Below are 22,719 nucleotides of genomic sequence, written 5' to 3' on the forward strand. Positions count from 1 at the left end.
CCAATGGGATCAAGTGAGCAAGATGAGACTTCACATCGTACGCGCTAGCGGCGGTGAAGGCTCATCGCTCACCCCATGGAAAGCGTCAGCCCTGCAGCGGAAATCATAGCGGTTACCTTTACGTCGCAGTATCCCTATAATGCGTCACAGTCATCGTCGTCTCTCCCCAAGTACACTTGCTATTTTGAGAACTGGTTGCTTTCGCTGACAGATTTGTTGCCTTAATCCATTTATTGGTTTCTACCGAAGTAAATTCATTCGCTGGTAACTATTTTGGAATGTCATGAAATTGTCCTGCTTACTGGTAAGTTTTTATCGACAGGAAAGATATAATAAAAGAAAAGGAGGAATTTATATGGTGTATCGTAAAACCCGTAAAGCTAACTTAGCACTAGCATTTCTTCTTCTTGTACTTACAACGAATTTTCTTCTGTATCATTCTAGGGTTCCAGATTTTTTATCTCTTCCGTTAACAAGTGGTGTAGCTATTGGATCACTTATCGATTTAGCGATTGTTGCACCCATTTTAGTTTATGTGGCATTTAAAATATCTATAAAACAAACAATTGGATTAATGGTGTTTGGTCTCGTGGTAGCAAGATTTCTTATACCTGCTGAGCTGTATGCACCGTATAAAGGAATATTGTATACTGGTCTTGCATTGGAAGCGTTGTTAGTATTCGCAGAACTGGCGCTCATTTTTATCGTAGTTCGTAAAGCTTCGGTGATTTGGAGTGAGATGAAAGAAATGAACGAGGATGCAATTTATAGTTTACTTCCAGCGGTTGAAAAAGTAGCAACAAAAAATGTTCTAATCCGCATAATAATGTCTGAATTTTTAATGTTTTATTATGCTTTGTTTACATGGAAAAAGAATGTACCTAGTCACGAAGGTGTAGTGACTATGCATAAAAAAACGAGCGCAGTTGCGATGAATATTATGCTTATCCATGCAATCTTAATTGAAACAATCGGGTTACATTGGTGGCTACATGAAAAATCACTCGTTCTGTCGATTATTTTACTTGTCCTAAATATATACTCTGTCTCTTTTATACTGGCTGATATTCAGATTACAAGACTTCATCCAATGGAAATAAAGACTGGGAAACTATATATTACACAAGGTATGGCATCTCGAATGGTTATTTCTTTATTTAACATTAAGGAAGTAGAATGGGGCGCAACTTTACCGAGTAAGAATACATTGCAATTTGTATATAAGGATTTTGAAAAAGTAGACCCGCAAGCTATCGTTCACCTATATGAACCAGTAGAAGCAGTAATGTTTATGGGAATGAAAAAAAGTGTTACAGAATTTGCAATACGTGTAGATGAGCCTGAAAAGTTAAAAAAGTTGCTTTCGAACAATGAAAATCTCTTTATTTGACCAAGAAAATGATTCACGTTATAATTATCTCAGATTCAAGATATTTGAAAGGGAGTTTTAACATGAAGCATGTTTTTTATAAAGGTGATGACCAGTCAAAACCAACATTATTGCTATTGCACGGGACAGGCGGGAATGAGCATGATTTAGTTGGACTTGGTAAAGAAATTGATGGGGCAGCAAATATATTAAGTGTTCGCGGAAATGTATTGGAAAATGGGATGCCACGTTTTTTCAAACGTTTAGCTGAAGGTGTATTTGATATGGAGGATTTAATGTTCCGTTCTGAAGAATTGAAAAACTTCATCGATGAAGCAGCGGAAAATTATGAGTTTGATCGCGATAATGTAGTAGCAATTGGCTATTCGAACGGTGCTAATATCGCGGCTAATCTTTTATTCGAATATAAAAACGTGTTAAAAGGTGCTATTTTGCATCATCCAATGGTTCCTAGACGTGGTGTAGAACTTCCAGCGTTTGCCGATGCACCTGTATTTATCGGTGCAGGGAAAAATGACCATATGTGCCCAGCAACAGAATCAGAGGAGTTACGTGATTTATTACAAGCTGCCGGAGCAAAAGTAGAGCTTTATTGGCATTCCTATGGACATCAATTAACACAAGATGAAGTACAAGCTGCGAAAAATTGGTATCAAACAAAATTTTAATAAAGAAAAGACCAGAAGAAAATAGTTCATTTTTCTTCTGGTCTTATTAATTTAGTTGCCCTTAATAGCAAATTGATCGCTTTCATGTTCAAACTAGTTGCTCTCAACACATATTAAGTTGCTTTCACTCCCTTTAGGTTGCTCTTATCCATTTTTTTTGAAAATAACGCAAGATTAGTGCCATTTATTAGCTTTATAAGGTCCTTTTCTAAATGGCATCCACCAATTCCATTTTCCGAACAGCTTCATTAAGCTTGGAACTAATAACAAACGAATGATTGATGCATCAATTGCAACAGCGATCGCAATGCCGACTCCAATTTGCTTCACTGGCATTACGTCGGTAAAGGCGAAGGCACCTGTAATAACAATCATAATTAGCGCAGCAGACGTAATGATTTTACTCGTAGAAGTAAGCCCGTCAATTGTAGCGGCAGTGTTATCCAAACTTTTCGAGTACTCTTCTTGAATACGGGATATTAAAAACACTTCATAATCCATACTTAGTCCGAAAACTAGACTAAATACAATAACTGGAATGATTAGCGCAATTGTCGTCTCTTCTATTCCGAAATGTCCATACTGGAATATATAAACTAGAATTCCAAACGTAGAGGATAGACCAATCACATTCATAATAATTGCCTTCAGCGGAATTAAAATAGAACGGAAAGCGATCATTAAAATGACGAAGGTGGATCCTAAAATAATTGCAAGCAGTGCTCCTACTTTATTAAATATCTCATCGAAAATTTCTTGGTTAAATTTAGGTTGTCCACCTAGCATCAGATCGACTCCTAACTCTTTTTCAGACCAATCGCGTGCCCAATCTTGTGCTTCAGTGGATGAACCGTTCAAGTTAAGTGTTACGGGTATCAACAACTTTTCTCCTTGTACAAATGATTCGAACAAAGGTGTTAATTGAGACTTAACTTCAGGAATCTGTATGCTTTGTTCCCACTGTTCGACTGTAGAAATCTCGCTAGCAGTAAAGATGGAATTAACCGAATCAACATCTTTATCGACCGACAATTGAGTTTCTAATTTTTTCATCGCTTCCAGCCCGTCTTTATTTTCCCAGCCATCCTTTCGCTTGGCGATCATATAAACAGTTGATTTTTCTCCTAATCCGAACTCTTTATCCATCAACTCATACGCTTGGCGAGAATCATAGGAAACGGGCAATGAATCTACTTGCGGAATCGTTAGTTTCATATCTTTTACGGGTATAATACCGATGCCTAAGATGATGAGAGCTACTAGAACAAGTGTCACAGGGCGCTTCATCACAAATGCGGCAAAGTTACGCCATCTAGTCGAGGCACCCGGTTTTACTCGAATAATCGTCCACTTGTTAATCCGATCTTTCATTACTAACAAAAGAGAAGGAAGCAATGTAATGGACGCTAATACGGCCATAAATACAACAAGCATTCCCCCAAGCGCAAGGTTTTGGAATATCTCCACCTTCATGACAAGCATCGCACCTAACCCGATGAATACACAAATTGCAGAGAATATAATGGAGCGGCCGGCTGTTTGAATCGATGTTTGAACAGCATCTATCATAGAGTGTTTTAACCGTTCTTCCTTATAGCGGTTAATAAGTAATAGTGCAAAATCAATACTCAGCGCAAGCCCAAGCATTGGAATAATATTCAATACGAATATCGATAAATTCATCGTTTCGCTAAATAAAGTCATGACACCAAAAGTAGAAACTACCGTTACAATACCGACGATAAGCGGAACAAACGCTGCAACTACACTACCAAAAGCAAGGAGTAGGACAATAATGGCAATTGGAAGACCAATTGCTTCAGCGCTCGCTAAATCTTTCTGACTAGCGCTATTTATATCTTTGTTAATCGCAGCTCCTCCAGTTAAAGTAACGCCTTTTTCGTCGCCTATGGAGTCACGAATTGTATCAACGACCTTCGACATATCGGTTGTATCACCATTGAAATGAAGCATCGCATATGCAACATGATTTTTGTAGAGAGAAGAGTCATTTAAAGGAGATTGAATGGACTCTGAGATTTGTAAACTTTCAATTTCAGCAAGAGTAGTCTCGATCGTTTCATCTGTCGTTTCATTAAAGACAATAAATAATGTCTCTGCTGGAAGATTAAATGTATCAGTCAATTCTTGCATCACTTGCTGATGCTCCCCGTTTGTGCTAAAACCATCACCTTCCAATAAGCTTGGCAGACGAATAGCAAGAACGGCTAAAGCGATAAAAAGTACTAACCACGAAACTAGTATAGCTTTGTAGTAGCGCGTCACTATAGTAGATAATAATTGCACAAATTTTCCTCCTCATACTGAATAGCTTTCTATATTGTACTAGAAAGAAGAGAGGATATACTAATATAATAGGAATGATGAAAGTGAGGAATACAAATGAAGATTACTCCACCAAAGCTACCTAGTTTTTTACCTGAATTGAATGTGAATCATGCACTTTTAGAAGATTATTATATTACAAAAGGAACTGTAACATTTTTAGAATTAGAAGAGGAACAAGAAGATAAGATAGTATTTGACCAAATACACTTCCAAGGAATTTCAATGGAGGGGATTCGATTTCATCAAGTTGAATTCGTCGATTGTTTGTTTGAAAAATGTGATCTGTCCAATGTGGATTTTGGAAATGCAGTATTTCATAGGGTGGAGATTAAAAATTCCAAGCTATTAGGAACGAATATATCTCAGAGTAGATTAACAGATGTGAAAGTAGAAGATTCTGTTGCCAATTATACGAGTATGAGTTTTTCAAAATTGAAGAAAGTAGCATTTAAGCAAACATCTATGAATCGCGCTGATTTTATAGAAGCAAATTTTGATAAAGTAGACTTCCAAAAATGTGAACTAGATGGTGCAAATTTCACGGAAACGGATTTAAAAGGAATTGATTTAAGTTCAAATAAATATGAGCAACTCACAGTCTCTATGGAAAAGCTTACTGATTGTACTGTATCTACAGAGCAAGCAATTGGCTTTGCAAAATCACTTGGTCTAACGATAAAAGAATAAGTTATATAAAAAACCTCGCCGTTTTCGGGCGAGGTTTTATTAGTAAAATAAATTAAGTACTTGGAAGATAACTCCTGCTAATACTGCAGAAATTGGTAACGTAATAATCCAAGTCAAAACGATTTTCTTTGCAACGCCCCATTTTACACCTTTCACACGTTGTGCAGTTCCAACGCCCATAATAGCGGATGAAATAACATGTGTAGTAGAAACTGGTAAATGAATGGTAGTTGCACCAAAAATAATCATAGCGGAAGATAAATCGGCTGCAGCTCCATTAATAGGACGAATCTTCATAATTTTACCGCCTACAGTTTTAATAATTTTATATCCACCAATGGAAGTACCAATTCCCATTGCTGCTGCCGCTGCAATTCGTACCCAAAGTTGAATGTCGTCTGTAGTTTGTAATTGTGCTGCGATTAAAGCCATTGTAATGATCCCCATTGCCTTTTGCGCATCATTAGTACCATGTGTAAATGCTTGTAATGCTGCAGTTCCAATTTGGAACGTGCGGAATCCTTTGTTTGTCCCATGTAAGTTTGCGTTTTTAAAGAGTACTTTAAATAAAGACATCATTAAAAATCCAACAGCAAGAGCTAGGAAAGGAGAAATGATCAAAGCTTGAATTATTTTAATGAACCCTTCCCAGTTTAATACTGCAAATCCTGCAGCTGAAACAGCAGCACCTGCGATAGAACCGATTAAAGTGTGGGAAGAACTGGATGGAATTCCGTAATACCAAGTGGCCAAATTCCAAATAATAGCGGAAAGTAATGCCGCTAGAATAATAAGGGAACCATTTTGCAATAGGAATGGATCCACAATATCTTTTGTTATTGTTTTAGCAACCCCGGTAAAAGTAAGAGCTCCAACAAAGTTCATAATAGCGGCCATTAATACAGCTACTCTTGGTTTTAAAGCTCTTGTCGAAACAGAAGTTGCTATAGCATTTGCGGTATCATGAAATCCATTAATAAAGTCAAATGCTAATGCAAAAAATACGACTAGAACAGTGAGAATGATAATAGAATCCATAAGTAAGAACTCCTACGCATTTCGCATGATAATTGCTTCAATCGTAGTTGCTACGTCTTGACAATAATCTGCGACTTCTTCTAGTTTTTCATATATATCTTTAAATTGAATAATTCGAATCGGATCTTTTTCATTTAAAAACAGTTGTTTAATGGATGAACGAAGTATTTCGTCACATTTACGTTCATAATCTTTAATAAGGACAGAGTGTTCATGCATTTTAAGTAGCTTTTTCTGTGCAAGAAGCTCCATCGCTTTTACAATTTCATCCGTACTTTTCACAATATATCCTAAAAATGTACGCATAAATTCATCAATTTCAATGAGAGAAAACATCTCTAAATTAGCAGTAAAATCATCGATGCCATCTAAGATATCATCCATTCTAACGGATAATTGCAGAATATCTTCTCGTTCAATCGGAGTCATGAACGATTTGTTCAACATGACGATTAATTCATGAATTAATTTGTCTCCTGCTGTTTCGTAGTTTTTTACATGAACACTGATTTCTTTCAAATCTGCAACCGTATTAATACGGAAATCATCGGCATAGTGAGCTGCTTCTTGTACGTTTTTGGCGATATTTAAAAGTGAAGCGAAAAATGGATCTGGTTTTTTTGAACTAATCATAAAAAAGCCTCCTGGACTTTAAAAATTATTTTTCAACGTTTTTCCTCAAATAGCATACCAAAAAATATACAAAACCTACACACTTTTTACGTTCAGTTATCAAAATTTACAATGCTGTAACATTACTACCTAAAATAAGGATGAAAAAAGTCAAATGTAAGCGCTTTTTGTCGAAAGTAGTTCAAAGAATTATAAAAATGTAAATATATGAAACTTTCCGTTAGTTTACTCGTATAAGATATTATAGCGACACAATAGTGGAAGGAGTGAGAAAAATCGAGCAAATTTTCTTGTATGGATTAATCGTTATTGGTTTAATTACGATTTTATATGTGTTGTTTGCAGATGCAATTGATGGGATGGATGGTGGAATTTTGAATCCGACAACCGCACTTTCTTTCTTATTATTCATCTGTGCAGGCGGATTTATACTACTTAAGTTAACGAACTGGAACGAAGAAATAGTCATCATAGTAGCACTTGTACTTTCAAGCATTTTAACCTTTTTATTATATTTCTTTGTACTAATTCCATTAGCTTCTGCAGAAGTTTCGTTAGCATATACAAATGAGTCACTACAAGGGCAAGTTGCACGAGTAATTGTTCCGATTCCAATAGATGGTTTCGGAGAAATTGTTATTGAAACAGTGAATGGATTAATTTCTAAAAGGGCAGCTGGATATGATCAAGAAGAAATTGATTATGACAAGCAAGTGTTAATTATTGATGTGGAAGACGGTACATTTTTGGTGAAGGAATATGAGCCATTAAAATAATAATAGGGGGAATAAAAATGGATATGGGATTATTAATCGTCATAGGAATTGTTGTTTTTGTTTTGATCGTTGTACTTGCAGTATATATTACGAAATACCGCACTGTAGGTCCAGACGAAGCGTTAATCGTAACTGGTAGTTATTTAGGATCGAAAAACGTACATACGGACGATTCCGGGAACCGTATTAAAATAATTCGTGGTGGAGGAACTTTCGTATATCCGGTATTTCAACAAGGTGAACCGCTTAGTCTTTTGTCAAGTAAGCTAGAAGTTACAACACCTGAAGTATACACAGAGCAGGGTGTTCCTGTTATGGCAGATGGAACGGCAATTATAAAAATTGGTGGCTCTATTTCCGAAATTGCAACTGCAGCAGAACAATTTCTTGGTAAATCAAAAGCAGATCGTGAGAATGAAGCAAAAGAAGTATTAGAAGGTCATTTGCGCTCCATATTAGGGTCTATGACAGTAGAAGAAATTTATAAAAATCGCGATAAATTCTCTCAAGAGGTACAGCGAGTTGCTTCTCAAGATTTAGCTAAAATGGGATTAATCATCGTTTCTTTTACGATTAAAGATGTTCGTGATAAAAATGGTTACTTAGATTCGTTAGGGAAGCCAAGAATTGCACAAGTGAAAAGAGATGCAGACATTGCGACAGCAGAGGCAGAAAAAGAAACTCGTATTAAGCGTGCAGAAGCTTCCAAGGATGCGCAACGTGCTGAAATAGAACGTGCAACTGAAATTGCAGAAGCAGAAAAAGACAATCAACTAAAAGTGGCAGAATATCGTCGTGAACAAGATATTGCTAAAGCACGTGCCGACCAAGCGTACGAACTAGAAACTGCACGCTCGAAACAAGAAGTAACAGAGCAAGAAATGCAAATTCAAATTATTGAACGTCAAAAACAAATCGAGCTAGAAGAAAAAGAAATTTTACGTCGTGAGAAACAATACGACTCCGAAGTGAAGAAAAAAGCCGACGCGGATCGTTATGCCATTGAACAAAATGCTGCTGCATCCAAGTCACGTGAAATTGCCGAAGCTGACGCAGAAAAATATCGAATTGAGGCAAAAGCGAAAGCTGATGCAGAAAAAGTCCGATTAGATGGTCTTGCAAAAGCTGATGCAGAGCGTGCACGAGGGGAATCAGAAGCGGATATTATTCGTCTAAAAGGTCTTGCCGAAGCGGAAGCCAAGCGTAAGATTGCCGAAGCATTTGATATGTACGGTCAAGCAGCGGTTCTTGATATGATTGTTCATATGTTACCGGAATATGCAAAACAAATCGCAAGTCCACTTTCCAATATCGACAAAATTACTGTAGTTGATACGGGAAGCGGAGAAGGTGGCGGGGCAAACAAAGTAACTTCTTATGCAACTAATTTAATGTCTACCCTTCAAGAAACATTAAAAGCTTCATCCGGAATTGATGTTAAAGAAATGCTCGAAAACTACTCTGGTAAAGGGAATATTCGACCAAGCATTGAACAACTAACGGAAGAAGTAAAAAAATCCAATGTCGAGCAAGAAGCATAAGCTATTTAAAGGTCGAGAAAAACTTTCTCGGCCTTTTTTTGTTGTATTTCATTTATTCTAAATAAACTATATAATATACATATATTATGTGGGATATTGTCAAATGAATGGAGGCAAGTAGCATGCTAACACTCGAACAGGTGCAAGATCTCAAACAAAAGATGTATTTGCCAAAAGTTGTTACGGATAAGTCTATAACGGCTCTCATAGGCAGTGCAAATGGCATTTCTTATTCTTTATACACTCTACTCCCAGGTAGCACTTCTTGGATTTTTTATACTTCAAATGATAATGATGACGTGTATAAGGAGCAATATACCATTCTTAGTGGAAAACTAGAGGTGGAAAGGGGAGGTAAGAAAATTGTCATGCATCCAGGAGATGTAATTGATACAAAAATGAATCGCACAGTCCATACTTGTTATGCAAATGAAACAGTAGAGATGTTACTTGAAATGACCTCTTCTCTTTTTGAGAAAAGCTTTGCGGAACGGTGTCTCATTCAGCGTGACGCAAGAAAGATACAAGAAGTGGATGGGTATACTTATCACCATTGCTCAAGAATTAGTAATTATTCAATTGAACTGTGGAAAAGGATGAAACCAACACAAAATGTATCCATTCTAAGTATAGGTGCCTATTTTCACGATATAGGAAAACTAGCAATTCCACTAGAAATTTTAAATAAATCAGGAAAATTAACAGAAGATGAATGGAATATTATTAAGATGCATACTACATTAGGTGCAGAAATGATGAGAAACCATGAAGTAGAACGCTTACGAGAAGCCGCTTTTATTGTAGAAGAGCATCATGAACGGTATGATGGAAAAGGATATCCTTACGGGTTATTAGGGAGCCAGATTTCATTGGAAGCTTCTATTGTTTCGGTCGTAGATGCATTCGATGCCATGACGACAAATCGTGTCTATAGGGGTGCAATGACGATTGAAGAAGCGATTCAAGAGATGAAAGACGGAAAGGGCACACAATTTAACCCGCTTGTAATAGATGAGTTTTTGAAAATGTTAGAAGAAAAAAATAATAAATGGACCTAAAAGGAGAGAGAAAAATGTCTTATCGTATTGAGCATGATTCTATGGGAGAAATTCAAGTTCCACAAGATAGTCTTTGGGGAGCACAAACACAAAGGTCAAAAGAAAACTTTAAAATTGGCAATGAAAAAATGCCTATTGGTGTTGTTCATGGACTTGCCTTATTAAAAAAATCTGCCGCAATAGTTAGCCACTCTCTAGGAAATCTATCAGAATCCAAAAAAGATGCTATCGCAGCAGCAGCAGACGAAATTTTAGCAGGAAAACTAGATGCCCATTTCCCACTTGTCGTATGGCAAACAGGTAGCGGTACACAATCGAATATGAATGTAAACGAAGTCATTGCTCACCGCGGCAATCAAATTCTAGAAGAACAAGGAAGCGAAGAGCGACTTCATCCGAACGATGACGTCAATAAATCCCAAAGCTCCAATGATACATTCCCAACAGCTTTACATATTGCAGGAGTACTTGCAGTCGAGCAACAACTGCTACCAGCAATTGATATATTAAAAGAAACACTTGGCAAAAAATCGGAACAATTTATGGATATCGTGAAAATAGGACGTACACATTTGCAAGATGCTACTCCACTTTCACTAGGACAAGAGTTTAGCGGTTGGCATCGCATGCTAGAAAAATCAGCTAAAATGATTACGCAAAGTGTGGAAGAGATGAAAGAGCTTGCGATTGGTGGAACAGCAGTAGGTACGGGACTAAATGCACCAAAAGGATTTGGCGATTTAGTTGCCGCTGAAATTTCAAAAGCATTAAGCATTGAATTTACTTCAGCAAAAAACAAATTCCACTCCTTAACAAGCTATGACGATGTTGTGTACGTGCACGGAGCGGTAAAAGCGCTTGCAGCGGACTTAATGAAAATTGCCAATGATGTTCGCTTACTTGCAAGTGGCCCACGCTCCGGTATTGGGGAAATTTCTATTCCGGAAAATGAACCAGGAAGCTCGATTATGCCAGGTAAAGTAAACCCTACACAAAGTGAAGCAATGACAATGGTTGTTGCCCAAGTAATGGGTAATGATACTACTATCAGTTTTGCAGCAAGCCAAGGACATTATCAGTTGAATGTTTTCAAACCAGTCATCATTCACAATTTCCTGCAATCTGTAGGATTACTTAGCGATGCAATCATTAGCTTTAACGACAATTGCGCGGTTGGTATGGAACCGAACTTAGAAACAATCGAGCACCATGTAAACAATTCACTTATGTTAGTTACTGCATTAAACCCGTATATCGGCTATGAAAATGCAGCAAAAATTGCAAAGCATGCACATAAAAATGGGACGACATTGAAAGAAGCGGCAGTTGAGCTTGATTTATTAACTGCTGAAAAGTTCGATGAAATCGTACGTCCAGAAAAAATGATTTAAGACGAAGAGGAATACACTTAAATGAAAAAGATACTATTTATATGTCTCATTTCCATATTAGTGCTTGCTGCATGTGGGCAGAAAGCAACGGAAGAAAATCATGAGGGACATGAAGACCATATCGCACATTTAGCAAATAGCGATATACAAGAAACGACAGCATCAACAGACGTGTTACCAGCATTTTTAGAAAATCAGTCAGAAGATATGCAACTTGTTTATCAAGCAGCAGCAAAAGCCCATGATGTTTTAAAATGGATGCCTTGTTACTGCGGTTGCGGTGATAGTGCAGGGCATAGAAACAACTTTAACTGCTTTGTTCAAGAGATCAAAGAAAATGGAGAAGTTGTGTGGGATGACCACGGAACCCGATGTGTAGCTTGCTTGGAAACTGCCGTAGCATCCATCAAAATGGTACAAGAAGGTAAGTCGTTAGTAGAAATTCGAAATGCAATTGATGAAGCGTATAAAGAAGGCTATGCGGCACCAACTAATACACCGATGCCGTCTTAATTAAAAACTGCTCTTTCTCACTAGTTTGTGAGAAAGAGCAGTTTTTTTGTGTGAAGATTAGAATCAGATGATCAGTGAGTCCCATCGTGTCACCGGTCATTATTTTATATAGTAATCACTTATTAAAAATTCACTTATCACTTCAGTTGGAATTTCAAACGTAAGAACACCCATATAACCTGGAGCTATTTCATATTTGTCAAACGAAATTGTTAGCTTATGGTCCTCAGTTATGGAGAAAGTTTGATCCGGGCGAATAGCTTCGAATTCGAAACCTATTTCTTCCTGATCATCGATCCAATATATTTTATTAGAGTCATTTGCCATTTGTTCTGCCATTTCATCTTTTAAATAAGTAGAGATAGCCTCGATATACGCATCGTTTTTAAATAAACTTGGTAATGTAATTAGTATTTGGTTTTTCTTATCAATCGTATCTGTGCGCATTGTTGTAGAGGATGATCCAACTGTATTCACTTCATAACGACTAATAGAAAGAATATCCTCTGTATCTGTCACGACTTCATACGTAGATGTTACACCCAGATGCCCACCTCCAGCTTCCTCTAATGCCTTCATCTCTTTTTGAAAGTCTTCATAAAGTGCTTCATTTTCCGCGATATATTTTTCATTTAACATTTGTTCTAATTCCTTATTTTCCAGTCCAGTAACATTTGGCGTTTTTAAGTCGGCGTTATAAGTGTCTTCATCAAGCTTAATGGCCTGAAAGGTGACCACTTGAACAAATTGTCCAAGCAGAGGGACAGTGGCAAGAGATTGTGCCAGTGCGGGGCTTACATTCACACTAGTTGTAAATAATGCAGCCGCTGCAACTAAACCGATTCCCCATTGTTTAATAGGCTTTCTTTTCTTTTGTTTTCTCTTTGCTTCTTTAATGGAGTTTTTCACTATATTATTTAATTCCTCAGGTATTTCCACTTCTTCGTATTTCTTTTTGGCATCTTGTAATTTTTTCATAATTGCACCTTCTCTTCCATGTTTATCCGCAGTTTTCGAAGTGCTGCATACAATCTAGTTTTGATCGTATTCGAATTTTCGTTCTGTATTTCCGCAATTTCATCTATTTTTAAATCCTCGAAATAACGAAGTACAATAATCGTTTTAAATGGTTCCTTTAAATGGTCGATGGCTTCATATAAATCATAGTCTTTTTCCAAATCATGCTGCTCAGGCAAAAACGAATGAAGGATATCATCATCCATTGCTTGGATACGTCCATGCTTTCTGATGAAATCAATGGATGTATTTACAACAATCCGATAAAACCATGTTTTAATATATCGCTCTTCCTCTAAACGATCAATCGAGTTTAATGCTTTAAAAATGCTGTCTTGGATAATATCCAGAGCATTTTCTTTATTTTTTACATAACTAAAAGCTAGCCGATAATAATCGTTTTGATGTTCTATTATATAGTTTTCAACAAGTTGAAATTTTTCCTTTTTCGTCATGACGTATTTGAACTCCTTTTTTCCGTACCCGCGATTACGTTTCAATGATTAGACGGGCAGATGTTGTGGAAAGTTTGAATCAATAAAATATTTCTTGAGAAATTCTTCATGTTTATCCTTCCGAAATATTAAGAAACAATAGGTACACTATGTAAGTAGAAAGACGAAAGGAGAAAATAAATGATACAAGCACAGAACGTTAATCATACATTTCTAATAGGGGACTGTCCTTTGAAGTAGAAAAAGGGGAAATCGTTGCGATTGTAGGAAAAAGTGGATCGGGTAAGTCCACGCTACTACAGCACGTAAAGCAACAAAAATAAATGTCATTCTAGCATTAAGCAAAGAGTTATAAAAAAGAGGTCGTCCCTTTATAGGTGACGACCTTTTACTGTGTAATTGCAACATAAGCGAAGAATAGCACAAGTACAACTGCTACATTTAGTAAGTTGTAATTCATTCGCGAAATTTTTCTATCCATTTTCTCCGATTTGTTGATGAATGTTATCCCTAAAAAGGTAACTAAAATTGCTAATAACAAGGCGAAAATAGGGGGCATATTATAAATTCGTACATCGATAAAATGCACAACGATGATCGCGATGGCCATTGCTACACCATACGCTACTTTTTTTAGTGTCGGCTCTTTCATTGTCTACTCCTATCCATGGTACCAGGCATCATTTCTTTCAATTCATTCTCTAAAAACGGGTCTGCATTTAACATTTGCTTAAACTGCTTATAACTTTCCATTTGTTCAGCAGTTACTTTTTTCCCGTTTTTATAAGCACGTATCAAGATGTTTTTCGGCGTGTTTTCCATATCGATAAACTCGACTAATTGTGCCTCATAGCCAACCATATTCAGAATTTCCGCTCGAATGGAATCCGTAGCAAGTGCCGCAAAACGTTCTTTAATAAGTCCATGCTTTAGCATAATATCAAGTCCCGGTGCATCTAGTTGTCTATTTAATTCATGCTGGCAGCAAGGGACACTTAAAACAACACTCGCTCCCCATTTTACTGCACGGGATAGAGCCATATCTGTTGCAACGTCGCAAGCATGCAATGTGACAACCATATCCACCGCTGTCTCGTCGTTATAATCATTAATATCACCAACTAAAAACTCGAGCTGCTCATAGCCTAGATCGTCTGCAATCTTCGCACATTCCTCAATGACTTCTTTTTTCAAATCCAAACCAGTAACTCGAATATCGAGACCTTTTTCGATTTTTAAATAATGATAAAGCGCAAATGTTAAATATGATTTGCCAGATCCGAAATCGAGAATTCGCACGGGTTTATCTTTTGGTAAGTGGGCAAGCGCATCGTCTATAAACTCCACGAAACGATTGATCTGTTTGAACTTATCGTATTTTTGCTTTTTCACTTTTCCTTCCTCGGTTTGTACGCCTAAACGAATAAGAAAAGGATAGGGAGTATTTTCATCTAACAAATAATTCTTTTTCCGATTATGAGAAAGGTTCACTGTTTTTGCAGCTTCTGTTTTCTCTGATTTCCACATTACTTTATTTTTCTTAGAAAGTTGGGCTTGTACTTTTTCTGTTACGAAATCCGCATGAATTTGGCGGAACTGTTCCAATAGATCATCCAAAGTTTCGTTAAATTCTTCTAACAGCACATTTTCATGCTTTAAAATGCGTTCGTATTGATATTCTAGTTGAATGTGATACATATTTTTTATTTCAATTGGTTTTAGTTTTACACGCTTTACTTCATTAGACTTTGCACGTGGCTGACTGATTGTTGCGGCAACCAACTGCTTGTTTATCATTTGCTCGATTAGATATGCTTTCATTTCTTGAAATTCCATACGATTCGCCTTCTTTTTCCCGTAATATACTTGGAAATAGTGTAACACATCGGTGATATTTTAGGTTAGTTGGAAAATTGGAGCGTTTAGTTGGAATTTTAGCTAGTTTAGTTGGAAAAATGAAAGTTTTAGTTGTAAAAATCGAGCATTTAGTTGTAATACGCAATAAATGGAAATCACTTTATATAAGTAAGTGTCTTGCCGGTAAGTCCAAATAATATCGTAAGAACCGGACTCAACAAGCAGAAAAACGTGAATGGCAAGTAGTCAATCGTAGAAACAGCCAACACATTTGTAATAAATATACCGCATACACTCCATGGAACGAGTGGATTCACTACTGTACCAGCGTCTTCCATAACACGCGCTAAGTTTTTATTGGCAAGTCCTACTTTTTTAAATTGTGACTGGAATGATTCACCCGTTAGTAATATTGATAAATATTGTTCTCCTATTAACGTGTTCACACCAATTCCAGTAAAAGCCGCTGCCGTTATAACAGCCCCTACACTTTTCAATAAACTTTCAACTTTCGCAAGTAAACTTTGTACAATACCGAGTGTAAATAATAGTCCCCCCATACTTAATGCAAGGATGACAAGTCCAATCGTGAACATCATACTATTCATACCACCGCGCGTAAGTAGGGAGTCAACCGCTTCGATTCCAATACTGGATGTATAACCGGTGAACAATATATTCAGTACTTCCTCAAAAGGCGTATATTGAAAGAAATAAGAAATACAAATAGCCGCAATGGAAGTTAAAGCTAATGCGATAATGGCAGGTACTTTTTTGATAGAAAGTATAAAGAGTAAAACAATCGGAAGTAATGTATACCAATGGACTAGCCCTGATTGCAAGAGTCCTTCTTGAAAAGCATTAATTTCATCAAAATTTTGGATGTCTTTATTTGGCGATAAAATCCCGTATCCAATAAGCGAGATAAAAAACGCAGGAATGGTCGTCCATCCCATATTGCGAATATGTTCAAATAGATCGACTTGAACAATGGCAGAAGCAAGATTTGTCGTATCGGATAAAGGAGACATTTTATCTCCGAAAAAAGCACCCGAAACAATTGCCCCAGCTGTAATTGCTAATGAAATATCCATCGCACTTGCCATCCCAATAAATGCAACACCAACTGTTGCGACAGTTGTTAAGGAACTCCCAATAGACAACCCAACAATACATGTAATTAAAAATACAATCGCATAGAAAAAGTGCGGAGTGATGAACTGGAAACCTAAGTAAATAAGTGTTGGAATGGTCCCACCCATCATCCAGCTACTTATTAAAATACCTATAAAGAAAAAGATGAAAATTGCCCCAAGTCCCGCTTTCGATCCTTCTATAAGTCCTTCTTCTAACTTTTTAAAAGGCACTCTTTTGAATAACCCATAAGTAATCAGTAATAGAATCGCCAGTAAGACAGGCATATGTGGAACTGCATCAAATTGAACAATACAAACTGCCATTAATGCAATAATCATACATGTAATTAGAACAGCCTCTAAAAAGGAAGGCGTAATCGTCGAACGAATTCGAAACATAGTAAATCCTCCTCAGTGAAATCAAATCAAATACTTTCGCACTTCAACGCTTTGAAGTGACGAAGTAATTAGGATTTTATCACGTTTTAGTATCAAGTCAATTAGTTAATAAAAAGTCTATTTCGTCAGAATTTTGTGATAGAATAATAGAAAACGAAATAACATTCAAAAAGGGGAGATTTGTTTGTTAAATGAAAAAACAGTTGGGCAAATTGTCAAAGAAGCAGCGAGAAACTTTCCAGAAACAGAAGCGTACGTATATCCAGAGCATGGCATTCGAAAAACATATAAAGAATTTGACGAAGAAACGGACGAGCTTGCAAAAGCGTTCATCGGTATGGGCATCCAAAAAGGGGAGCATGTTGCAATATGGTCTGATAACAAAAGAGAGTGGTTACTAAGTCAATTTGCAACAGGAAAAATGGGAGCTGTTCTTGTAACGGTAAATACGAACTATCAGGAAAAAGAATTGGAGTATTTACTGCAACAATCGGATGCAACAACACTTATTTTATGTGAATCATATAAAGGGACATCTTACTTGGACGTTATACGCGCTGTTTGTCCAGAAATCGAAGTCTCGGAAAAAGGTAAAATACACTCGGAGAAATTACCGCATTTTAAACGTGTCATTGTCATGAGTGAAAACGAATATTCGGGCATTTATACATGGTCTGATTTACTAGCTCACGCAGATGGGGTATCCGATGAAATATTAGAGCAATCATTTAACGCACTTCATAATGATGATGTCATTAATATTCAATACACTTCTGGAACAACAGGATTTCCAAAAGGGGTTATGCTTACACATAAGAATGTTGTGAATAACGGGCAACTCGTTGGAGATTATATACATCTCACAGAAAATGACCGACTATGTATTCCGGTTCCATTTTTCCATTGTTTTGGATGTGTCATGGGAACGATTGCATCGGTAACGCATGGGACAACTATGGTCATCATTGAACAATTTAATGCAGAGAAAGTATTACAAATGGTGCAGGACGAAAAGTGTACAGCATTACATGGTGTACCTACTATGTTTATAGCAGAGTTAAATCACCCAGAGTTTAATCAGTTCGATCTAAAATCATTGCGCACCGGAATTATGGCGGGTTCCATTTGTCCAATCGAAGTAATGAAAAAAGTAATGGAAGATATGGGATTGTCGGAAATTACAATCGCATATGGGCAAACAGAAGCTTCTCCTGTAATTACTCAAACGAAAACAGACGATGCGATTGAAAAACGTGTATCGACTGTTGGAAAAGCACATCCAGGAGTAGAAGTGAAGATTATCGATCCAGTAACTGGGGAAGATACACCACGAGGAGTTCCGGGTGAGTTATGTACAAGAGGTTACCTAGTGATGAAAGGTTATTATAAAAACGAAGAAGCGACAAAATCTGCGATTGATGCGGAGGGGTGGCTACATACTGGAGATATCGCAGTTATGGACGAGGAAGGGTATCTCGATATAACAGGTCGTATTAAAGACATGGTCATTCGTGGTGGAGAAAATATTTATCCAAAAGAAGTAGAGGAATTTTTGTATCAACACCCATCTATTCAAGATGTACAAGTAGTAGGAGTTCCCGATCCGAAATACGGAGAGGAGCTTATGGCATGGGTTATTTTAAAAACAGGTGATAGCTTAACTGCAGAAGAACTAAAGGCGTACTGTAAAGGGAAAATATCACATCATAAAATCCCGAAATTCATTGAATTTATCGACGCATATCCTATGACTGCATCCGGGAAAATTCAAAAGTTCCTACTTCGTGAAATGTCGAAAGAAAAAGTTCTCGTGTAAGATATTTCCCGGGAAATCGACAAAGAGATGACATATTTCTAAGGTCATCTCTTTTGTTTTCCACACTTTCATTCGTACTAAAATAGGAAAGGGTTGTTAAAATGTATTTAGATCATATCGTCCATCACGTAACAAAGACACCAACTCAAGTAGCAGCAGATTGGAGCGAGAAAGGACTTCATGCAGTTGTTGGAGGCCAGCATACACATTGGGGTACATATAATGCGCTTGTATATACAAAAACTAGCTATATAGAGTGGTTAGCACTTGAACATAAAGAAATTGCGGAGAATGCGAATCATCCATTAATCGATCAATTGTTACACGATTTAAAAATAGCCCCTGGGTTTGGAACGATTTGTATTCGAACGACAACAATTGACGAACTATGCGAGCAACTAGAAGCGAAAGGTATAGAAACCTCAGGAGTATTACATGCTGAAAGAAAAACAACTAGTGGCCTAATTCGTAAGTGGAAGATGCTATTTGTGAAAGAAGAAATAAGCGATGCACTACCAACTCCATTTTTTATCGAATGGCAGGAAAGTGACAAAGATCGCTATCAATCACTTCAAAATGATGGCACAATCAACGAAAGTAATTTACAATTAAGCATTTCAGCATGTGAGTTTCATGTCCATGATCCAAAGGGAATGATGAATAAGTGGAAAAGATATTTTAAGTTAGAAGAGGAAGCGGGACACGTACTTTTACTAAGCAATACAAAGCTAGTCTTCAAACAGTTAGAAAACGGAACGAAAGAAAGGTTAGCAGCAGTTCATATTGAAGGATTAGGTAATAAAGAAACACTTACATATGAACAGGCAACGTATCACTTCCACTAAGAGGAGGAATTGTTTTTGGACGAATTTATAGAAAAAGCGGTCATTGTTGCGGTGAATTTGCAACATGATGAACATTTTGAATATGGCCTAGAAGAGTTACATAATTTAGCAGAAGCGCTAAATGTAGAAGTAGTGGGAGAAGTTACGCAAAATTTAGAGCGTGTAACGAATTCTCATTATGTTGGTACGGGTAAAGTGGAAGAGATTAAAAACTTTTACGAAGAAGCTGGTGCCAATCTTGTTATTTTTAATGATGAACTAACACCATCACAAATTCGAAATTTAGAGAGAGACTTAGAATGTAAAGTAATCGATCGGACGATGCTCATTTTAGATATTTTTGCAAGACGTGCAAAATCGAACGAAGCACAAATGCAAGTAGAATTGGCACAGCTTCAATATATGTTGCCACGATTAGTTGGACTCCGGGCGTCTTTGGGTCGACAAGGTGGGGGGACAGGCGGCGGTTTTAAAAACCGTGGTGCCGGGGAAACAAAGCTAGAGCTAGATAGACGTAAAATTGAAGATCAAATCGCAAAACTAAAACGTGAGCTGGAGCAAGTCAAATATCAGCGCGAAACACAACGGAAACAGCGTAAGAAAAATGCGGTTCCAGTCGTGTCGTTAGTTGGATACACAAATGCTGGTAAGTCTACTATTATGAATCAATTGCTTCACAAAGTGGGACAAGCGGATTCTAAACAAGTATTCGAAAAGGACATGCTCTTTGCTACGCTCGAAACTTCTGTTCGTCAGATAAAGCTGCCCGACCAAAAAGAGTTTTTATTAACAGACACGGTTGGATTTGTTAGCAAGCTACCTCACCATTTAGTGAAAGCGTTCCGTTCCACTTTGGAGGAGGCACGAGATGCGAGCTTACTACTACATGTGGTAGACGTATCAAATGCTGAACACCGTTATATGATGGATGTTACGAACGAAACGTTACTCGCGGTAGGGGTAGAAGATGTGCCAACAATTTACGTGTACAATAAATCGGACTTGGCAGATTTGAAATATCCTTATGTAGCTAGTGAAAATATTTGGATTTCTGCGAAGGAAGGAGCAGGTCTGAACGAACTGCTAGAGATGATTAAAAAGCGTATTTTTTCGGACTATGTTATATGCAACATGTTAATCCCATTTGATCGAGGAGATCTCGTATCTTATTTAAATGAGCATGCATCTGTGAAGTCAACTTCGTACGAAGAAGAAGGGACGCTTGTTAAAGTCGAACTGAAAAAATCGGACTATGATCGATTTCAACAATTTCTCTTTGTAGAGGAGTAATTAAAGAAGCTTATCGCCCGTAAAGCGATAAGCTTCTTTTTAAACTTCCTGGAATTGTATATTATGCAATCTAGCGAAAATCCCATCTTGTGCAACTAATTCATTATACGATCCATCTTCCGCGATCCCGTCCTCGGTTACAACTAACACTCGGTCTGCATCCCGAATAGTCGCAAGCCGATGTGCAATAATAAGTGTAGTACGATTTTCTGCAAGCTCCATTAATGACTTTTGGATAATTTTTTCTGTTTCTGTATCAAGCGCAGAGGTAGCCTCGTCCAATATTAAAATAGGAGGATTTTTCAAAAACATGCGCGCGATTGCTAAGCGTTGCTTTTGTCCACCGGATAATTTAAGTCCTCTTTCTCCAATTTGCGTATTATATCCTTCTGGAAGAGAAGCGATAAAATCTTCTAAATGGGCTTTTTTTGCTGCATCTCGAATTTCTTCTACAGAAGCATCCTTTTTCCCATACGCAATATTTTCTTCAATTGTGCCAGTAAATAAAAAGACATCCTGTTGTACGATTCCAATTTGAGCACGTAATGATTGCATTGTGACATCTTGAATATTGAGTCCATCAATTGAAATAGCACCTTCATTCACCTCATAAAATCGTGGAATAAGTGAACAAATCGTTGTTTTTCCTGCTCCTGATGGGCCAACAAATGCTACAGTTTCTCCAGCTTTAATCGATAAATTAATATCCTCTAGTACAGATTTATGCTTATCGTACCGAAAGCTGACGTTGTCAAATTCAATGTTTCCATTTAAATGACTAACACTTAAAGCATTTGGTCGATCTTTAATCTCTGGCTCTTGTTCCATAAGATCCAAAAATCGTTTAAATCCAGCCATTCCTTTCGGATATAGCTCCAGAAGTGCTGTAATCTTATCGACTGGTTTGATCAACACATTGACATACAATATAAAGCTTACAAGCTCACCGTAAGATAATTTTTTTTGGAACGTAAACCAAGCTCCCACCACAAGTACTACTAATGTCACGAGGCGGGTCATCATGTAAATACTGGAGTGCGTACCAGCCATTACTTTATAAGCGCGTAGTTTCGCTAAACGAAAATTCCCGTTATCTTCTTTGAAACGAGCAATTTCAAATTTTTCATTTGTAAATGATTGGACTACACGTACACCGGATACACTATCTTCGACTCTGGCATTTACATCAGCAATTTTGCCGTACATATTCTTCCATGCCTTGTTCATCATGATGTTTCCATAAGTTGCAACAATTGATAAAAACGGAACCATGACGATTGCGATAATAGCAAGCTCTGGATTGATATTGTACATAATTGCAAATGCACCAATCAGCGTCATAATGGCGATGAATAAATCCTCCGGTCCATGATGGGCAAGCTCCCCGATATCAAATAAGTCATTCGTAATACGACTCATAATATGACCGGTTTTTGTATTATCAAAAAAACGAAATGATTGCCGTTGCACATGATTAAATAATTGTTGACGCATGTCTGTTTCGATATTAATACCAAGTTTATGTCCAAAATAACTCACTACATAGTTAAGGAAAGTACTCAATATGTATACGAGCAGCAATAAAATACTAACGCGGACAATCATATTCCAATCACGAGATGGTAATAATACATCGATAAACCATTGCACTGCAACAGGAAAAGCCAGCTCTAAGATGGCGACGAATACAGCGCTACTAAAATCGATTGCGAATAGTCGTTTATGTGGTTTATAAAATGAAAAAAACTTTTTTAACATAAAATCTCCTCCTCCCTATTGTCATACCGACTATTATATCGGACAATTTCAGAAAACGAAATAATTGGATATTTTTTGACAGGAAAAAGAGGGAACGTTATA

21 protein-coding genes are annotated in these 22,719 nt (G+C 37.2%); 12 read left to right on the plus strand and 9 right to left on the minus strand.

Annotated features, from left to right (window positions below; translation table 11 throughout):
• The first annotated feature begins 355 nt into the window (after nucleotides 1–355).
• Both FG383_RS17315 and FG383_RS17320 read left to right on the plus strand, forming a co-directional pair.
• Nucleotides 356–1,390, plus strand: a complete 1,035-nt coding sequence (locus FG383_RS17315; protein WP_142608656.1) for a beta-carotene 15,15'-monooxygenase — start codon at nucleotides 356–358, stop codon at nucleotides 1,388–1,390.
• Between the two features lie 62 nt (nucleotides 1,391–1,452).
• Nucleotides 1,453–2,058: an alpha/beta hydrolase gene (locus FG383_RS17320; RefSeq protein ID WP_142608657.1), complete on the plus strand. Its 606-nt coding sequence runs from the start codon at nucleotides 1,453–1,455 to the stop codon at nucleotides 2,056–2,058.
• A 174-nt stretch (nucleotides 2,059–2,232) separates the two neighbouring features.
• Here FG383_RS17320 and FG383_RS17325 read toward each other — a convergent pair whose 3' ends face one another.
• On the minus strand, nucleotides 2,233–4,365 hold the full coding sequence (locus FG383_RS17325; RefSeq protein WP_142608658.1) for an MMPL family transporter: 2,133 nt from the start codon (nucleotides 4,363–4,365) through the stop codon (nucleotides 2,233–2,235).
• A 96-nt stretch (nucleotides 4,366–4,461) separates the two neighbouring features.
• Here FG383_RS17325 and FG383_RS17330 point away from each other — a divergent pair, with 96 nt between their 5' ends.
• Complete coding sequence (locus tag FG383_RS17330; RefSeq protein WP_142608659.1) at nucleotides 4,462–5,094, plus strand: pentapeptide repeat-containing protein; 633 nt, start codon at nucleotides 4,462–4,464, stop codon at nucleotides 5,092–5,094.
• A 39-nt stretch (nucleotides 5,095–5,133) separates the two neighbouring features.
• Here FG383_RS17330 and FG383_RS17335 read toward each other — a convergent pair whose 3' ends face one another.
• Both FG383_RS17335 and FG383_RS17340 read right to left on the minus strand, forming a co-directional pair.
• Complete coding sequence (locus FG383_RS17335) at nucleotides 5,134–6,132, minus strand: inorganic phosphate transporter (RefSeq protein WP_142608660.1); 999 nt, start codon at nucleotides 6,130–6,132, stop codon at nucleotides 5,134–5,136.
• Between the two features lie 12 nt (nucleotides 6,133–6,144).
• Nucleotides 6,145–6,765, minus strand: a complete 621-nt coding sequence (locus tag FG383_RS17340; RefSeq protein ID WP_142608661.1) for a DUF47 domain-containing protein — start codon at nucleotides 6,763–6,765, stop codon at nucleotides 6,145–6,147.
• Between the two features lie 266 nt (nucleotides 6,766–7,031).
• Here FG383_RS17340 and FG383_RS17345 point away from each other — a divergent pair, with 266 nt between their 5' ends.
• The 5 genes from FG383_RS17345 to FG383_RS17365 all read left to right on the plus strand — a co-directional run bounded on the left by FG383_RS17345 (nucleotide 7,032) and on the right by FG383_RS17365 (nucleotide 12,044).
• A complete protein-coding gene (locus FG383_RS17345; RefSeq protein WP_142608662.1) occupies nucleotides 7,032–7,541 on the plus strand; it encodes an NfeD family membrane protein in 510 nt (169 codons plus the stop codon).
• A 17-nt stretch (nucleotides 7,542–7,558) separates the two neighbouring features.
• Nucleotides 7,559–9,082, plus strand: a complete 1,524-nt coding sequence (locus FG383_RS17350) for a flotillin lipid rafts scaffold protein FloT (protein ID WP_142608663.1) — start codon at nucleotides 7,559–7,561, stop codon at nucleotides 9,080–9,082.
• A 122-nt stretch (nucleotides 9,083–9,204) separates the two neighbouring features.
• A complete protein-coding gene (locus FG383_RS17355) occupies nucleotides 9,205–10,140 on the plus strand; it encodes an HD domain-containing phosphohydrolase (RefSeq protein WP_142608664.1) in 936 nt (311 codons plus the stop codon).
• 14 nt (nucleotides 10,141–10,154) lie between these two features.
• Complete coding sequence (gene fumC / locus FG383_RS17360) at nucleotides 10,155–11,531, plus strand: class II fumarate hydratase (protein WP_142608665.1); 1,377 nt, start codon at nucleotides 10,155–10,157, stop codon at nucleotides 11,529–11,531.
• A 21-nt stretch (nucleotides 11,532–11,552) separates the two neighbouring features.
• Nucleotides 11,553–12,044 carry a PCYCGC motif-containing (lipo)protein gene (locus tag FG383_RS17365; protein ID WP_142608666.1) on the plus strand — a complete coding sequence of 164 codons (492 nt, stop codon included), beginning with the start codon at nucleotides 11,553–11,555 and terminating at the stop codon, nucleotides 12,042–12,044.
• A gap of 99 nt (nucleotides 12,045–12,143) precedes the next feature.
• Here the strand turns inward: FG383_RS17365 and rsiV are convergent, their stop codons facing one another.
• On the minus strand, nucleotides 12,144–13,025 hold the full coding sequence (rsiV, locus tag FG383_RS17370; RefSeq protein WP_221887537.1) for an anti-sigma-V factor RsiV: 882 nt from the start codon (nucleotides 13,023–13,025) through the stop codon (nucleotides 12,144–12,146).
• Nucleotides 13,019–13,516, minus strand: coding sequence for an RNA polymerase sigma factor SigV (locus FG383_RS17375; RefSeq protein ID WP_142608668.1), 498 nt, complete (start codon nucleotides 13,514–13,516; stop codon nucleotides 13,019–13,021). Before FG383_RS17375 ends, rsiV begins: the two co-directional genes overlap by 7 nt.
• Before the next feature lie 260 nt (nucleotides 13,517–13,776).
• Between FG383_RS17375 and FG383_RS21675 the strand changes: the two genes are divergently transcribed.
• Complete coding sequence (locus tag FG383_RS21675) at nucleotides 13,777–13,839, plus strand: hypothetical protein (protein WP_246097047.1); 63 nt, start codon at nucleotides 13,777–13,779, stop codon at nucleotides 13,837–13,839.
• Between the two features lie 65 nt (nucleotides 13,840–13,904).
• On the opposite strand, the gene FG383_RS17385 is transcribed toward FG383_RS21675, so the two are convergent.
• The 3 genes from FG383_RS17385 to nhaC form a co-directional block, all read right to left on the minus strand.
• Nucleotides 13,905–14,168, minus strand: a complete 264-nt coding sequence (locus tag FG383_RS17385; RefSeq protein WP_142608669.1) for a hypothetical protein — start codon at nucleotides 14,166–14,168, stop codon at nucleotides 13,905–13,907.
• Entirely contained in the window at nucleotides 14,165–15,352 is a 1,188-nt protein-coding gene (locus FG383_RS17390; protein ID WP_142608670.1) for a class I SAM-dependent methyltransferase, read from the minus strand. Before FG383_RS17390 ends, FG383_RS17385 begins: the two co-directional genes overlap by 4 nt.
• A 176-nt stretch (nucleotides 15,353–15,528) precedes the next feature.
• Entirely contained in the window at nucleotides 15,529–16,908 is a 1,380-nt protein-coding gene (gene nhaC, locus FG383_RS17395; protein WP_142608671.1) for a Na+/H+ antiporter NhaC, read from the minus strand.
• 184 nt (nucleotides 16,909–17,092) lie between these two features.
• Between nhaC and FG383_RS17400 the strand changes: the two genes are divergently transcribed.
• The 3 genes from FG383_RS17400 to hflX all read left to right on the plus strand — a co-directional run bounded on the left by FG383_RS17400 (nucleotide 17,093) and on the right by hflX (nucleotide 20,859).
• Nucleotides 17,093–18,724: an AMP-binding protein gene (locus tag FG383_RS17400; RefSeq protein WP_142608672.1), complete on the plus strand. Its 1,632-nt coding sequence runs from the start codon at nucleotides 17,093–17,095 to the stop codon at nucleotides 18,722–18,724.
• 101 nt (nucleotides 18,725–18,825) lie between these two features.
• Complete coding sequence (locus FG383_RS17405) at nucleotides 18,826–19,569, plus strand: VOC family protein (RefSeq protein ID WP_142608673.1); 744 nt, start codon at nucleotides 18,826–18,828, stop codon at nucleotides 19,567–19,569.
• Nucleotides 19,570–19,584: 15 nt separating this feature from the next.
• On the plus strand, nucleotides 19,585–20,859 hold the full coding sequence (gene hflX, locus FG383_RS17410; RefSeq protein WP_142608674.1) for a GTPase HflX: 1,275 nt from the start codon (nucleotides 19,585–19,587) through the stop codon (nucleotides 20,857–20,859).
• Between the two features lie 39 nt (nucleotides 20,860–20,898).
• Here the strand turns inward: hflX and FG383_RS17415 are convergent, their stop codons facing one another.
• Nucleotides 20,899–22,617 carry an ABC transporter ATP-binding protein gene (locus tag FG383_RS17415; RefSeq protein ID WP_142608675.1) on the minus strand — a complete coding sequence of 573 codons (1,719 nt, stop codon included), beginning with the start codon at nucleotides 22,615–22,617 and terminating at the stop codon, nucleotides 20,899–20,901.
• Nucleotides 22,618–22,719 lie beyond the last annotated feature (102 nt).

Origin of the sequence: Psychrobacillus soli (assembly GCF_006861775.1) — a bacterium.
Taxonomy (GTDB): domain Bacteria; phylum Bacillota; class Bacilli; order Bacillales_A; family Planococcaceae; genus Psychrobacillus; species Psychrobacillus soli.